Consider the following 14,120-nt stretch of genomic DNA (forward strand, 5'->3'; position numbering starts at 1 on the left):
GGCGTCGCCTATCGCCTGTGGGAAGCGGCGGCGAGCGCGGGGATGCCGCCCTTCGATCCGCCCGAAATATTGGAAAGCGACCTCTCCAGCCTGCTGCTCGACTGCGCATTATGGGGCGTGAACGATCCGGGCGCGTTGCGCTGGCTCGACCCGCCGCCCGCCGCGGCGATCGACGAAGCGCGCGGACGGCTGCGCGTGCTGGACGCGCTCGACGCCGACGGCCGGATCACCGCCCATGGCAAGGCGCTGGCGAAACTGCCGCTCGCGCCCCGGATCGCCCATATGCTGGTGCGCGCGGGCGACATCGGGCTGGCCGATACCGCCGCCGAGGTCGCCGTGCTGCTGGGTGAGCGCGGTATCGGCGGGCAGGACACCGACCTCACCTCGCGGCGGCAACGCTGGCGCCGCGAAAGCGGCAAGCGCGCCGACGCGGCAAGGGGGCTGGCGAAGCGGTGGGCGAAGCTCACGTCGCCCCTCCCTTCAAAAATTCCCCTCCCTGAAGCGAGGGGCGCTGTCAGCGCGGGCGGTGAGGCGGTCGGCCTCTGCCTCGCCCTCGCTTTCCCCGACCGCGTCGCCAAACGCCGCTCCGCCGATGGCGCGGACTGGGCCAGCGTGGGCGGGCGCGGCTTCCGGCTCGATCCGCTCTCCCCATTGGCGCGGGAGGAATGGCTGGCGGTGGGCGAAGTGCAGGGCAGCGCGGCGGGCGCGCGCATCCTGTCCGCCGCGCCGATCAGCGAGGCCGACGTGATCGCCCTGTTCGGCGCGCGCGTGGAGGAGCATCGCACCGTGCGCTTTCGCCCCGCCAATGGCGGGATAGAGGCGCTGCGCGAACGCCGCCTGGGCGCGGTGCGGCTGACGTCCGGCGCCGATGACCGGCCCGATCCGAAAGCCGTGAAAGTCGCTTTAATACAAGGGGTTATTCAGGGCGGCCTGGAGCTGCTTCCCTGGTCGGAGGCGGCCTTGTCATTGCGCACACGCGCGACCTTCGCGCAAATCGACGCCCTGTCCGACGCCGCCTTGATGGCGACGCTCGACGACTGGCTGCCCCCGCTGCTCGACGGCAAACGCCGCCTGTCCGACATCGACCGCTCGCAACTCTCTGGCGTGCTGGAAGGGCTGATCGGCTGGGACGGCAAGCAGCAGCTCGACCGGCTCGCCCCGCCGGATTTCCGCTCGCCCGCCGGCAGCGCCCACGCGATCGACTATGCGGCCGAAGGCGGGCCGCGCGTCGAATTGCGGGTGCAGGCGCTGTTTGGCCTGTCCGAACATCCGGTCGTGGGGACGCAGCGCATCCCGCTCGTCCTCTCGCTCACTTCGCCCGCCGGCCGGCCGATCCAGACCACCCGCGACCTGCCGGGCTTCTGGGCGGGCAACTGGCGCGACGTCGCAAAGGAAATGCGCGGCCGCTATCCCCGCCATCCCTGGCCCGACGATCCCGCCGCCGCCAGTGCGACGCTGCGCACCAAAAGGGCCGACGCCCGCGCCAAGTCTTGACTTGGGGCACGCGGCTGGTGCAACGCAGCATGACGATTTTACGGAGTCCCAACGCGATGACCGCGCGCATCTACCAGATCCAGAAAAACGCCATGCAGTCCGGCAAGGCGCTGACTCATAAATGGGTGCTGGAATTCGCGCAGGCGGAAGCCAAGACGCCCGATCCGCTGACCGGCTGGGCCGGTTCGGGCGATACGCTCCAGCAGGTGAAGCTCAACTTCCCCTCGCCCGAGGCCGCGATCGCCTATGCCGACAAAAATGGCATCGCCTACACGCTGATCCCCACGCCGCCCAAGACGCTGAAAATTCAGGCCTACGCCGACAATTTTCGCTGAGCAGCGATTGCCGGTCGCACATTCGGGCGCGATGCTGCCCGATTGACGCCTTATTCGCTTGCCAAAGGGCAGGCCAAGGCGGCAAAAGCCGCGCTTTGACGGAAAGACTTGCACGATAATGACGGATCGCAACGCAATTTTCGACAGCGTCGCCGCGCAGATCGAACCCTTCAACAAGAAGGGCGTCGAGTTGACCGAAGCCACCAGCTTCGCCGGCGACCTGGAGTGGGACAGCCTGACGGTAATGGACTTCGTCGCCGCGATCGAGGACGAATTCGACATCATCATCACCATGAACATGCAGGCCGAGATCGAAACCGTCGGCCAGTTGGTGGACGCGGTCGCCAAGCTCAAGGCAGCCTGATACCCTTGTTCCGTTCGGTTCGAGCTTGTCGAGAACCCGGCACATGCTGCTCGTCAAGCGCGAACCGAACGGCGTTTCTACCTGAACGGATTACGCTATGACCGAAGCAGCCGCCACCGCAAACGATGCCCGCACTCCTGCGGCAACGGCAAATGCGCGCGACCTTTTCTCCAAATTCGATCCCCTGATCGCCGAGCGCGAAGCGCTGCTGGCGACGGGCGTGCGCGATCCCTTTGCGATCGTGATGGATGAGGTGAAGTCGCCGACCCAGGCCGTCATCAAGGGCAAGGATACGATCCTGCTCGGCACCTATAATTATATGGGTATGACATTCGACCCCGACGTGGTTGCGGCGGGCAAGAAGGCGCTGGACGAATTCGGCGCCGGCACCACCGGAAGCCGCGTCCTCAACGGCACTTATCAGGGGCATCGGGAGGTCGAGGACGCGCTCAGGGACTTTTACGGCATGGCCGGCGCCATGGTGTTTTCGACCGGCTATCAGGCCAATCTGGGCACAATCTCCACGCTGGCGGGCAAGGGCGACTATGTCATCCTGGATGCCGACAGCCATGCCTCCATCTATGATGGCTGCTTCCTGGGCGATGCCGACATCGTCCGCTTCCGCCACAACAGCGTCGAGGATCTGGACAAGCGCCTGGGCCGCCTGCCCGCCGATGCGCTCAAGCTGGTCGTGCTGGAAGGCGTCTATTCGATGCTGGGCGACATCGCCCCCCTGCCCGCCATGGTCGCGGCGATCCGCAAGCATCCCAATTGCATGATCCTCGTCGATGAAGCCCATGGCATGGGCTTTTTCGGTCCCAATGGCCGTGGCGTTTACGAGGAACAGGGCGTCGAGGCAGACGTCGATTTCATCGTCGGCACCTTCTCCAAGTCGGTCGGGACGGTCGGCGGCTTCTGCGTCTCCAACCATCCCAAGTTCGAAGTGCTGCGGTTGGTCTGCCGCCCCTATGTATTCACGGCCTCGCTGCCGCCCAGCGTGGTCGCCACCGCCGCCACCAGCATCCGCAAGCTGATGCACGCCGGCGAGAAGCGCGCGCATCTGTGGAAGAACAGCAAGCGGCTGCACCAGGGCCTGACTGACCTCGGCTTCACGCTGGGCACGCAGACGCCGCAATCGGCAATCATCGCCGTCATCCTGAACGACCAGGCCCAGGCCGTCGCGATGTGGCAGGCGCTGCTGGAGCTGGGGCTTTACGTCAACATGGCCCGTCCGCCGGCGACCCCGGCCGGTACTTTCCTGCTGCGCTGCTCGCTGTGCGCGGACCATAGCGACGAACAGGTCGAACAGATCATCGCCATGTTCGCCGCCGCCGGCAAGGCGACCGGCGCGACCCCCTGACCGCTACCTGACGGCCGGCCGGGCCATAGCTGCGATGGAACGGCTAAGCGGCCCGGAACTTTTTGCTTGTGATATTTCACCTTTAACCTTGTTCGGCTAGTGTAACGGTCCATGGCCGACAACGATCATCGGGATGCTCAGGGCAGAGAGTTGCCGGGCCGGCGCTGGCGCGGCGTCTTGCGCCGCGTCGTGCCGCTGTTGCTGATCGCACTGCTGATCGGATCGCTGGGCGCCCTGCTCTACACCGCGAGCAACGCCTCGCGCGATCATGGCAGGGCGCTTGCCGAACAACAGCGCAGCTTCGAGATCATTGCGCTCGCCCGCGGCTTCGAGGCGCGCACCGCGCGGGCCGAAGTCACGCTGGCCCGTTATGTCATCAGCCTGGACCCCGATACGGGCCGCCTGTTTCAGGACCAGTGGCGCGGCGCCGCCAACCAGCTGAGGGCGCTGCATTACGCCACGCGCGGGTCGGGTTGGCAGCGGGGCAATGTCGAAGCGCTGCGACATGCCTTCGAACAGCGCGGCAAGACGCTGAGCGAGATCGGGCTGCGCACCACCTATGACCAGAAGATGGCGGCACTCGCCAAATTCCATCAGGCAGGCAAGAGCCGCGACTTGCAGCGCATCACGGCGCTGCTCGATCGGGTGATCCAAGCGGAAAATGCGCGGTTGCGTGAACGCAGCCTGGCCGTATCGCTGGCAGGGGACCGAACCGAATGGGTCGGTCGGACTTGGCGCCTGTTCGGCCTGGTGCTGCTGGTGTGTGTGCTGTTCGCCGCCTGGTTCGCCAATGTCGCTTTCACCGAACGGCGCAACGCGCGGCGGCAGGCGGAACTGGAGACCGAGCGCGCCGACCGGATGGAGGCCGCCGTGCGCGCGCGCACCGCCGAATTGTCGGACGCCTATGAGCGGTTGAAGCGTGAATCGGGCGAACGGGCCGCCGCTGAGGATAATCTGCGCCAGATGCAGAAGATGGACGCGATCGGACAGTTGACCGGCGGCATCGCGCACGATTTCAACAATATGCTGGCAGTGGTCGTCGGCGGGCTGGAATTGGCCAAGCGCAAGCTGCGGCTCAAGCCCGAGGAAGCGGCGCGGCATCTTGACAATGCGATGGAGGGCGCAGGGCGCGCCGCCGCCCTTACCCGCCGGCTGCTGGCTTTCGCCCGGTCCGAACCGCTGCTGCCCGCCGCAGTCGATCCCGACGCGCTATTGTCCGGCATGGCCGACCTGATCGACCGCACGATCGGCGACCAGATCATCGTCATCTTCCGACAGGAGGCGCAGGGCTGGTGTATCTTCGTCGACCAGCATCAGATGGAAAATGCGATCCTGAACCTGTGCGTCAATGCCCGCGACGCCATGGATGGACGGGGGCGGCTGACGCTGACCACCGGCCGGGCGGTGCTGTCTGCGGGTGAGATCGGCGAATGCGCGGCGGGCGATTATGTGGTGATGACCGTCGCCGACAACGGCTGCGGCATGACGCCCGACGTTCTGGCGCGCGTGTTCGAGCCTTTCTTCACCACCAAGCCGGTCGGCAAGGGCACCGGGTTGGGCCTCAGCCAGATTTTCGGGCTGGTGCGCCAGAGCGAGGGCGAAATCCGCATCGAATCCGAGCCCGGCAAGGGCAGCAGCGTGCAACTTTATCTGCCCCGTTCCATGCTGAACGCGGACGATGCGGCGCCCGACGCCGGCGCCTTCGCCCGCGCGCCGGTGGAGCAACCGCCGACCCGCATCCTGGTGGTGGAGGATGATCCGCGCGTGCTGAACCAGACCATGGCCGCCCTGTCGGAACTGGGGCATTTGCCGATCGCCTGCGACCATCCGGCAAAGGCGGCCCGGCTGCTGGCCCATAATGGCGACATCGGCCTCATCATAAGCGATGTGCTGATGCCCGATATGACCGGACCGGAAATGATCCGCGCCCTGCCGCCCGCGTTCCAGCATCTGCCGGTGCTGTTCGTCACCGGCTATGCCGGCGACAGCAACGAAAGGGCGGATTTCCAGGACCATGCGGTGCTGCGCAAGCCCTATACGCTGGCCGCCCTGGGCCAGGCGCTGGGCGCCGTGCTCAGCGGATCGCGCCGCCCCGGAACAGCCGCGGCAGCAGAGTGATCGCGCCGAGCAGGGGCCAGCGCCGCTGCCACGGCTGGATCGCTATGGCAGTCCCGGCGTGGCGGTTGATCTTCCAGGCGAGATAGTCGATCCCGCCGGCATAGGTGAAGCTCGCCTTGGCCAGGCGCAGGATCGACAGCCGCTTGCCGCGTCGTTGCAGGCGGCGCCAGCGGGCGGCAGCCTTTAATGGGGACATGGTATTGGGCACCTCTCCCCCCTGTCCCAGGCCGCCTTGTCTGGCCAGTCCGGCGAGCGCTGCCTGACCGAAACGGGCGTAGCGATCCGGGTCGGTGTCCACGATCGAAACCGAGCGCCCCTTTTTCTCCGCCCGCAATTCCGCATTATAGGTCAGGGTGAAGCCGGTTTTCCAGATGTCCTGCAGGTCATGATCCACGCCGGGCGGCAACATCGGCAACGTCAGGTCGAACAGGGTCGGCACAGCTTGTGCCACGGCGGCGACGGCGCGCTGGCGGGCGAGGTCGTCGGCCGCCCAGAGCAGGCGCGCAGGCTGGGCAAAGCGCGCCCAGACCGACACATTGTCCGCGGCCGGACCGTTGAGCCGGGCGAAGTCCGCTTCCGACAAGACGGCATATTTTGCGAGCAGGCCATTATGTTCGAACGGGAAAACATTGGGCGGGATCAGGCGATTGGCGCGCGCCAGCCAGCTTTTCCCGTAAGCCGCCGGATAGTCCGAGACGATCAGGTAGAAGTCGAGCATCAACCCGTCGAGATTGGCCTCCCGCAGGCAGGAGCCATAAAATAGGACGGCACGGGCCGCCTGCGGATATTTCGCCGCCAGTGCGCCCGCCATGGCGGCGGCGCGGGGATCGGCGGGCGCGGAGAGTTCAGCGGAAACGAGGGAGAGGAGTTGGTTGGGCATGGGCCTTAGCCCTTTATCGGCTCACTTCACACTTGTCGAAGGGTTGATGTGGATCAACGTCGACGAAACAGCAGCGACAGATTATTGGCGGGCATGTCAACCTGCCGGTCAAAGACCAGACCCTGCACCGCCGCCGCTGCGACCACATCCGCGACGCGGCGAAGGCCCCAGCGGGGATCGCGCGCCTTGAGCGAAGCGTCGAAGGCAAGATTGCCGGGCGCGGTTTCGACATCGTCGCGCAGATAGGGACCGTAAAGATAGAGCAGCCCGCCAGGCGGCAACAGCGCTCCCGCTCCCTTCATCAGACCCAGCGTCGCGTCCCAGGGCGAGATATGCACCATGTTGATGCACAGGACGGCGTCGGCCCGGCTCACCGGCCAGTCGCCCGCCGCATCCAGTTGCAGGGGCGCATTCAGATTGGGCAGGCTGGCGTCCGCTCGCCACGCCGCGATCGACGCCAACGCCGCCGGATCGGGATCGGTCGGTTGCCAGTCGAGATGGGGAAAAGCGACAGCGAAATGGACAGCATGTTCGCCGCTGCCGCTCGCCACCTCCACCATCAGGCCGGAGGATGGCAAGGCATCGTGCAGGACTGCAACAATCGCGTCGCGATTGCGCGCCGTGGCCGGGGCGTGGCGCTTGTCACCCGCCGCCGCGGCTTCGCCCGGCACCCAGATGCTCACTCGGCCGCCTGCGCCATCTCCGGCTCGCTCCAGGTCAGCACCGGCTTGCGCGCAGCCAGCGTCTCGTCCAGGCGGCGGCGCGGGGCGTGATAGGGCGCGCCCTTGAGCGCGTCGTCCCCCGCCTTGGCGCGCTGCGCCAGGCTGCGCAGCGCCAGGATGAACTGGTCGAGCGCCGCCTTGCTCTCCGTCTCGGTCGGTTCGACCAGCATCGCGCCATGGACGACCAGCGGGAAATACATGGTCATCGGGTGGAAGCCTTCGTCGATCAACCCCTTGGCGATGTCGAGCGTGGTGAAGCCGTCTGCGAACCCCTTGTCGCTGAACAGGGCCTCATGCATACATGGGCCGCTGCCGCCAAAGGGCGCGTCCAGCACATCTTCCAGGCTGCGCAGGATGTAATTGGCGTTGAGCACCGCATCCTCCGCCACCTGACGCAGACCGTCCGCGCCGTGGGAGAGAATATAGGCGAGCGCGCGGGTGAACATGCCCATCTGGCCGTGGAAGGCGCTCATGCGGCCGAAGCTCTGCGGCATTTCCTCCCCGACATTCTCCTCCTCGATCAGGTGGATCGTCCCGTCGGCCATGCGCGCGGTGTAGGGCAGCGGGCCGAAGGGCGACAGCGCCTCCGACAGCACCACCGGGCCGGAGCCGGGGCCGCCACCGCCATGGGGGGTGGAGAAGGTCTTGTGCAGATTGATGTGCATGGCATCGACGCCCAGGTCGCCGGGACGGACCCGGCCGACGATGGCGTTGAAGTTGGCGCCATCGCAATAGACGAAGGCGCCGACGGCGTGAACCGCGTCGGAAATCACCTTCATGTCGCGTTCGAACAGGCCGCAGGTGTTGGGATTGGTGATCATCACCGCTGCGACATCGGGGCCAAGGCGCGCCTTGAGCGCTTCAAGGTCGACACGGCCATCCGGCGTCGCCGGAATATCCTCCACCTTATAGCCGCAGAAGGCGGCGGTGGCGGGATTGGTGCCGTGCGCGCTTTCGGGCACCAGCACGACCTGGCGCGCATCACCGCGCGCTTCGAGCGCGGCGCGAATGCAGAGCAGGCCGCACAGCTCGCCATGGGCGCCCGCCTTGGGCGTCATGGCGACGCCGTGCATCCCGGTCAGTTGGATCAGCCAGACCGCGAGTTCGTTGATGACGCCCAGCGCGCCCTGCACCGTGGACTGCGGCTGGAGCGGGTGGACATCGGCGAAACCGGGCATCCGCGCGACTTTTTCGTTGAGGCGCGGATTATGCTTCATCGTGCAACTGCCGAGCGGGAACAGGCCAAGGTCGATGGCATAATTCTGGCGGCTGAGGCGGGTATAGTGCCGCACGGTTTCCTGTTCGGACAGACCCGGCAGGCCGATCGCGTCAGTGCGGGCGAGCGTGCCGAGGCGGCTGGCAACCTCTGGCACGACAGCGAAGTCGACACCTGTGGTGTCGTTCGACCCGATCTCGAAGATCAGCTTTTCTTCCAGCATCAGGGCGCGATTGCCGGTGACGGTAGCGGGGGCCATATGGGCGTCCTCGACAGGGATGGGGGCGGTGGGGCGGCCTTCCTTGAGCATGGTCATGCCAGTTCCTCCTCAAGCGCGGCGGCGAAGGTTTCGATGTCCTCCGGCGTGACCGTCTCGGTCACCGCGACGATCAGGCCGTTGCCGATCTCCGGCGCATCGGGGAAGAGGCGGCCGAGCGAGACGCCGCCAAGCACGCCCTTGTCAGCGAGGTTGCGGACGACTTCCCGCGCATCCTTTGATAGGGAAAGAGTGAACTCATTGAAAAAGCTGGAATTTATCAGCGAAACACCCGGCACCTTCGCCAGACGATCGGCCGCCTGCACGGCAAGCGCATGGTTGAGACCCGCCAGCTGACGCAGCCCCTTCTCACCCAGCAGCGTCATATGAACGCTGAAGGCCAGGGCGCACAGACCGGAATTGGTGCAGATGTTCGACGTCGCCTTTTCCCGGCGGATATGCTGTTCGCGGGTCGAAAGGGTCAGCACGAAACCGCGCTTGCCCGCCGCGTCCACGGTCTCGCCGCAGAGGCGGCCCGGCATCTGTCGGACATATTTCTGCTTGCACGCGAACAGGCCGAGATAGGGGCCGCCGAACTGAAGGCCGACGCCGATCGACTGGCCTTCGCCCACGACGATGTCCGCGCCCATCTCGCCCGGCGATCGGATCGCGCCCAGCGCCACCGGCTCTGTCACGACCGCGACCAGCAGCGCGCCGGCCGCATGGGCGGCGTCGGCGAGCGGGGTCAGGTCGGCGATGCGGCCGAGAATATCGGGATATTGGACGACGACGCAGCTCGTATCCTTGTCGATGCCGGCGATCAGCGCGTTGATGTCGCTTTCGCTGCCCAGTTCGGGCGTCGCATAAGCGAGATCGTCGCCGGTGAACTTCGCCATGGTCCGGGCCACCGACACATAATGCGGGTGGAGGCCGGACGACAGCATCGCCTTGCCCCGCTTGGTGATCCGCCGCGCCATGCCGATCGCTTCCCAGCAGGCGGTCGAGCCGTCATACATGGAGGCGTTGGCGACGTCGCAACCCAGCAGGCGCGCCACCTGGGTCTGAAACTCGAACAGCACCTGCAACGTGCCCTGCGCGATTTCGGGCTGGTAAGGCGTGTAGGCGGTCAGGAATTCGCCGCGCTGGATCAGATGATCGACGCTGGCGGGAACATGATGCTTGTAGGCGCCCGCGCCCAGGAAGAAGGGCGCTTCCCCCGCCGACAGATTTTGCCGCGCCAGTTTCGCCATATGGCGCTCGACCGCCAGTTCGCTGGCATGATCGGGCAGGCCGGGAATCGTGCCCGGCAGGCGGGCTTCGGCAGGCACGTCGATAAACAAATCGTCGATCGAGGCCGCACCGATGACGGACAGCATTTCGGCCCGGTCGGCGTCGGTCAGGGGTAGGTAGCGCATTCTTCTTCTCCCCGCTCTCCCATATGGCTCCCCTCCCACTGGCGGGAGGGGCTGGGCGAGGGCCTGTTACGGAGATGGCGCTACACGCCCTCCCCTAACCCCTCCCGCAAGCGGGAGGGGAATTTGAAATCAAAGCGCCGCCACGAACTTTTTGTAGGCGGCTTCGTTCATCAGCCCTTCCAGCTCGCTTTCGTCGGCGATGCGCAGCTTGAAGAACCAGCCATCCTCCTCGGCGTCGCTGTTCACCAGCGCGGGCTCATCCTCCAGCGCACTGTTGCTTTCGACGACTTCGCCCGAAATCGGGGCATAAACGTCGGACGCGGCCTTGACCGATTCGACCACGGCGGCGTCGTCGCCCTTTTCAAAGCTGGCGCCTTCGGCGGGCAGCTCGACGAACACGATGTCGCCCAGTTGTTCCTGCGCATAATCGGTGATGCCGACAGTGGCGATTCCGCCTTCGACATCGATCCATTCATGTTCGTCGGTGAAATAACGGCTCATGATGATATTCCCCTCGGAGTGATCTGACTAAAAATCACGACAATAAAAAACAGACGAAAATCAGGCCTTGCGGCGGTAACGATGTGGAACGAACGGCATCGGCGCAACCACAGCGGCAATGCGCTTGCCGCGCACTTCGATCTCCAGCGCGGTGCCGATGGCGCAATGGGGCAGGCTGACCCAGCCCATGGCGATCGGCGCGCCGACGGTCGGCGCGAAGCCGCCCGACGTGACTTCGCCCACCCGGTTCGCCCCGGCATAAATGGGTGCGCCCTCACGAGCGGGCAGGCGCCCCTCGATGGTCAGGCCCACACGCTTTGCACCAGGACCGTCTGCCAGTTCCTTCATCACGCGGGCATGGCCGATAAAGCCCCCCTCCTCGCGCCGGCGCTTGCCGATGGCGAAGCCCAGGTCAGCGCCGATGGTGCTGACGGCGGGCGTCAGGTCATGGCCGTAGAGCGGCAGACCGGCTTCCAGCCGCAGCGAATCGCGCGCGCCAAGGCCGATGGGCTTCACCTGCGGCAGGGCGCACAGCGCGTCGGCGAGCAGCCTGGCGTCGTCGGCCGGCACGCTGATCTCGAACCCGTCCTCCCCGGTATAGCCCGATCGGCTGATCCACAATGGCACGCCGCGCCAGGTGAACAGGCCAGACTGCATGAAGATCATGTCGGCGGTTTCCGGGATGAGGCTGGCCAGCGCCTCGCCCGCTTCCGGCCCCTGAAGAGCAAGCAGCGCCTGCTCATCCATATGGTTCATCACGACTTCGTCCGGCAGATGTTCGATCATCCAGCCCATGTCGTCATATTTGGTGGCGCCGTTCACCACCATGTAAATGTCCGCCCCATCGAAGGCGCCGTCGCCCAGGCGCGAGACCATCAGGTCGTCGAGAATGCCACCCTCTTCGTCGAGCAGCATCGAATAGCGCTGCCGGAAGGGCTTGAGCCCCCGAATGTCGCCGGGCAGCAACTGTTCCAGCGCCGCGTCCACGCCTTCGCCGGAGAAAGTGAGCTGGCCCATATGGCTGACGTCGAACAGGCCGGCATGTTCGCGGGTCCAGCTATGTTCGGCCATGATGCCATCATATTGGATCGGCATGTGATAGCCGGCGAAGCCAACCATGCGCGCGCCTTTCGCCCGATGCCAGCCATCCAGCGGCAGATGCTGGAGCGGCAATTCTTCTTCGAGATGAGCGACGTCGTCATTGCCGGACATAAGCGGCCTCCGTGATGAAAAGTGCGGCGACGGCCCGATACTGCCCCAAGGACCAGTCGGCTGCCACCCCCTCTGTCACGGAACCTGAGAGCTTTGACCATGGGCATTGCGGCCCGATGGCTTACCCCTTCGGTGGGACGGTCGAGCCGTCCGCTTTCCAGAGTGCCTTGCGCGCGATGCGGTCCTTTGGCCTGAGAGATTCCGGGGCGGTTGCTCCTTCGGCGACGGGGTGGCCTCAAAGGCTTCCCATGCTCTCCCGCATCATGCCCGGCGGACGAATCCGCCAGAGACGTCTCAGGCATTGCGGCAAAGCAGCCAGCGCGTCAATCCGCCAGCGCGAGCGCGCCATAGATTTCCGCATGGCGCTTTTCGGCATAGCGATCGGTCATGCCGGCGATGAAGTCGGCGATGTGGCGGCTGCGGGCCGGCTCCGCCAGCGCGCAGTCATCGCGCCATTCCGGGGGCATCAGCGCCGGATCGGCCTGATAAGCGCCAAACAGGTCGGTCACGATCACCCGCGCGCGGTCGGCGGCGGCCAGTTGATCGGGATGATGATAAAGCGTCGCATACATGAACCGCTTGAGATCCCGCTCCTGCGCCGTCAGTTCGGGTGAGAAACAGACCAGGGTGCGGCCAAACGCACGGACATCCTCCACCGTCTCGACGCCGGATTCGGCGATGTTGCGGCGGGTGGAATCGATCAGGTCGTTGGCCATGACGCCAATCTGTTCGCGCACCAGTTCGCGCAGCAGCCGGTCGGCCGCAATGTCGGGATAGCGGGCGCGGACCCGGTCCCAGCAATGGCGAACGAAGGGGACTTCGAGCAGTTGGTCGAGCGTCAGCAACCCGGCGCGCAGGCCATCGTCAATATCGTGATTGTCATAGGCGATGTCGTCGGAAATCGCCGCAAGCTGCGCCTCCAGCGAGGCGTGGCTCGCAAGGTCGAGCGGGAAGAGCGCGTCCAGTTCGCGCATCGCCCAGCCGGGCCGGTCGATCGGGCCATTATGCTTGGCCAGCCCTTCCAGCATTTCCCAGCTGAGGTTCAGTCCCGAAAAGCGCGGATAGGGGCTTTCCAGCAGCATCAGCGTGCGCAGCGTATGGGCGTTATGATCGAAGCCGCCATGATGGTCGAGCGCCGCTTCCAGCGCATCCTCCCCGGCATGGCCGAAAGGCGGATGGCCGATATCGTGGGCCAGGCACAATGCTTCGGTCAGATCCTCGTTCAGCCCCAGGGTGCGCGCGGTGGTGCGGCCGATCTGCGCGACTTCCAGACTGTGGGTCAGGCGGACGCGAAAATGATCGCCATCGGGGGAAACGAACACCTGCGTCTTGTGGCGCAGGCGGCGAAAGGCGATCGAATGGATGATCCGGTCGCGATCCCGCTGGAAGACGTCGCGCGGCCCGCGCATCTCGCCCCCCGGTTCGGCATGGAGTCGGCCACGGCTGGCGGCAGGGTGCGAGGCATAGGGGGCGAGCATCGTCATGCGCCGCCCTTTACTCGCCTCCCAGCTTCTCGACTACCTCCCCCGCGTCGCTTTTCCACGCGAACGCATCCGCACCGGCCGCCTTCAGCTTGGTTTCCAGTTCCTTCGCGCGGGTGAAGCTGGCGAAGGGACCGACCAGCAGGCGGTTGGTCTGGCCCCAGCCGGCGGTCCATGCATCCTGCGGCGCCAGGCTGTCATATTTGCCGCGCAATCTTTTCATGGTGAAGGCGAGCGCCGACTTGCTCTGCCCTACCCCGACCTGAAGCCAGTTGCGCGACGGATTGTCGGTGAGGCGCTTCTTTTCCTCGGCTTCCTTCTTCGCCTTGGCGGCCGCTTCGGCCTTGGCCTTGGCGGCGGCTTCCTTCTTCGCCTTCTGCGCGGCGGCGGCGGCCTCCGCTTCGCGTTCGGCGCGACGCTTGGCCTGCATTGCCGCGATTTCGTTCAGGTCGACGGCCGCGACGGTCGGCCGCCGCTCGGCATCGGGCACGTCGATCGCGCGGATGATGTCGGCCAGGGTGCGAGTCGCCTCGGCACTGGGCTGGGGCGAGGCTGGCGCGGTCGGCTCAACCATGGCCGTTGGCGGCGGCGTCGGCTGGGTCGCCGGGGGCGCGGCGGCGGGCGTCGATGCCTGGGCCAACGCGATGGCGTTGAGTTGCGCGCCTGCGTCCGAAGGCGGGTTGGCGACGGGCGGCGGATTGTCGATCGATTCAAAGCCGGGCGCAGGTGGCCCCTGCACGACGGGCGGCCGTGACGCGGAAGCGCT

Annotated in this window: 13 protein-coding genes and 1 riboswitch; of the genes, 5 read left to right on the forward strand and 8 right to left on the reverse strand. The window is 66.0% G+C overall.

The genetic code is table 11. The features are described from left to right. The 5 genes from C100_RS26575 to C100_RS26590 form a co-directional block, all read left to right on the forward strand. On the forward strand, positions 1-1,494 hold a 1,494-nt coding region (locus C100_RS26575; protein ID WP_024018050.1), incomplete at its 5' end, for an ATP-dependent helicase C-terminal domain-containing protein. Between the two features lie 56 nt (positions 1,495-1,550). Continuing rightward, positions 1,551-1,829 carry an ETC complex I subunit gene (locus tag C100_RS0123830; RefSeq protein ID WP_031308545.1) on the forward strand — a complete coding sequence of 93 codons (279 nt, stop codon included), beginning with the start codon at positions 1,551-1,553 and terminating at the stop codon, positions 1,827-1,829. A 118-nt stretch (positions 1,830-1,947) separates the two neighbouring features. Then, positions 1,948-2,193 (forward strand): acyl carrier protein, encoded by a 246-nt coding sequence (locus tag C100_RS26580; RefSeq protein WP_024018051.1) that lies wholly within the window; start codon positions 1,948-1,950, stop codon positions 2,191-2,193. Between the two features lie 97 nt (positions 2,194-2,290). Further along, a complete protein-coding gene (gene spt, locus C100_RS26585) occupies positions 2,291-3,553 on the forward strand; it encodes a serine palmitoyltransferase (protein ID WP_024018052.1) in 1,263 nt (420 codons plus the stop codon). A 111-nt stretch (positions 3,554-3,664) separates the two neighbouring features. Next, on the forward strand, positions 3,665-5,671 hold the full coding sequence (locus C100_RS26590; RefSeq protein ID WP_024018053.1) for an ATP-binding protein: 2,007 nt from the start codon (positions 3,665-3,667) through the stop codon (positions 5,669-5,671). On the opposite strand, the gene C100_RS26595 is transcribed toward C100_RS26590, so the two are convergent. The 8 genes from C100_RS26595 to C100_RS26630 all read right to left on the reverse strand — a co-directional run. Further along, complete coding sequence (locus C100_RS26595) at positions 5,628-6,551, reverse strand: hypothetical protein (RefSeq protein ID WP_024018054.1); 924 nt, start codon at positions 6,549-6,551, stop codon at positions 5,628-5,630. The genes C100_RS26590 and C100_RS26595 overlap by 44 nt on opposite strands. 53 nt (positions 6,552-6,604) lie before the next feature. Continuing rightward, positions 6,605-7,234 (reverse strand): DUF938 domain-containing protein, encoded by a 630-nt coding sequence (locus tag C100_RS26600; protein ID WP_024018055.1) that lies wholly within the window; start codon positions 7,232-7,234, stop codon positions 6,605-6,607. Further along, entirely contained in the window at positions 7,231-8,805 is a 1,575-nt protein-coding gene (gcvPB, locus tag C100_RS26605) for an aminomethyl-transferring glycine dehydrogenase subunit GcvPB (protein WP_024018056.1), read from the reverse strand. Before gcvPB ends, C100_RS26600 begins: the two co-directional genes overlap by 4 nt. Beyond that, a complete protein-coding gene (gene gcvPA / locus C100_RS26610) occupies positions 8,802-10,160 on the reverse strand; it encodes an aminomethyl-transferring glycine dehydrogenase subunit GcvPA (RefSeq protein ID WP_024018057.1) in 1,359 nt (452 codons plus the stop codon). Before gcvPA ends, gcvPB begins: the two co-directional genes overlap by 4 nt. 129 nt (positions 10,161-10,289) lie before the next feature. Continuing rightward, on the reverse strand, positions 10,290-10,661 hold the full coding sequence (gcvH, locus tag C100_RS26615; RefSeq protein ID WP_024018058.1) for a glycine cleavage system protein GcvH: 372 nt from the start codon (positions 10,659-10,661) through the stop codon (positions 10,290-10,292). A gap of 60 nt (positions 10,662-10,721) precedes the next feature. After that, on the reverse strand, positions 10,722-11,873 hold the full coding sequence (gene gcvT / locus C100_RS26620) for a glycine cleavage system aminomethyltransferase GcvT (protein ID WP_024018059.1): 1,152 nt from the start codon (positions 11,871-11,873) through the stop codon (positions 10,722-10,724). A 169-nt stretch (positions 11,874-12,042) separates the two neighbouring features. Continuing rightward, positions 12,043-12,142, reverse strand: a riboswitch (glycine riboswitch). Between the two features lie 54 nt (positions 12,143-12,196). Beyond that, positions 12,197-13,357 (reverse strand): deoxyguanosinetriphosphate triphosphohydrolase, encoded by a 1,161-nt coding sequence (locus C100_RS26625; protein ID WP_024018060.1) that lies wholly within the window; start codon positions 13,355-13,357, stop codon positions 12,197-12,199. A 10-nt stretch (positions 13,358-13,367) separates the two neighbouring features. Then, a partial coding sequence (locus C100_RS26630) for an SPOR domain-containing protein (RefSeq protein ID WP_024018061.1) occupies positions 13,368-14,120 on the reverse strand: 753 nt, incomplete at its 5' end.

The sequence above is a fragment of the Sphingobium sp. C100 genome, from assembly GCF_000508185.1.
Taxonomy (GTDB): Bacteria; Pseudomonadota; Alphaproteobacteria; order Sphingomonadales; family Sphingomonadaceae; genus Sphingobium.

Excerpts from the sequence above, each read along its gene's own strand:
- C100_RS0123830 (WP_031308545.1), top strand. The coding sequence starts at position 1,551 with ATGACCGCGCGCATCTACCAGATCCAGAAAAACGCCATGCAGTCCGGC.
- C100_RS26580 (WP_024018051.1), top strand. The coding sequence starts at position 1,948 with ATGACGGATCGCAACGCAATTTTCGACAGCGTCGCCGCGCAGATCGAA.
- spt (WP_024018052.1), top strand. The coding sequence starts at position 2,291 with ATGACCGAAGCAGCCGCCACCGCAAACGATGCCCGCACTCCTGCGGCA.
- C100_RS26590 (WP_024018053.1), top strand. The coding sequence starts at position 3,665 with ATGGCCGACAACGATCATCGGGATGCTCAGGGCAGAGAGTTGCCGGGC.
- C100_RS26595 (WP_024018054.1), bottom strand. The coding sequence starts at position 6,551 with ATGCCCAACCAACTCCTCTCCCTCGTTTCCGCTGAACTCTCCGCGCCC.
- gcvPB (WP_024018056.1), bottom strand. The coding sequence starts at position 8,805 with ATGACCATGCTCAAGGAAGGCCGCCCCACCGCCCCCATCCCTGTCGAG.
- gcvPA (WP_024018057.1), bottom strand. The coding sequence starts at position 10,160 with ATGCGCTACCTACCCCTGACCGACGCCGACCGGGCCGAAATGCTGTCC.
- gcvH (WP_024018058.1), bottom strand. The coding sequence starts at position 10,661 with ATGAGCCGTTATTTCACCGACGAACATGAATGGATCGATGTCGAAGGC.
- gcvT (WP_024018059.1), bottom strand. The coding sequence starts at position 11,873 with ATGTCCGGCAATGACGACGTCGCTCATCTCGAAGAAGAATTGCCGCTC.
- C100_RS26625 (WP_024018060.1), bottom strand. The coding sequence starts at position 13,357 with ATGACGATGCTCGCCCCCTATGCCTCGCACCCTGCCGCCAGCCGTGGC.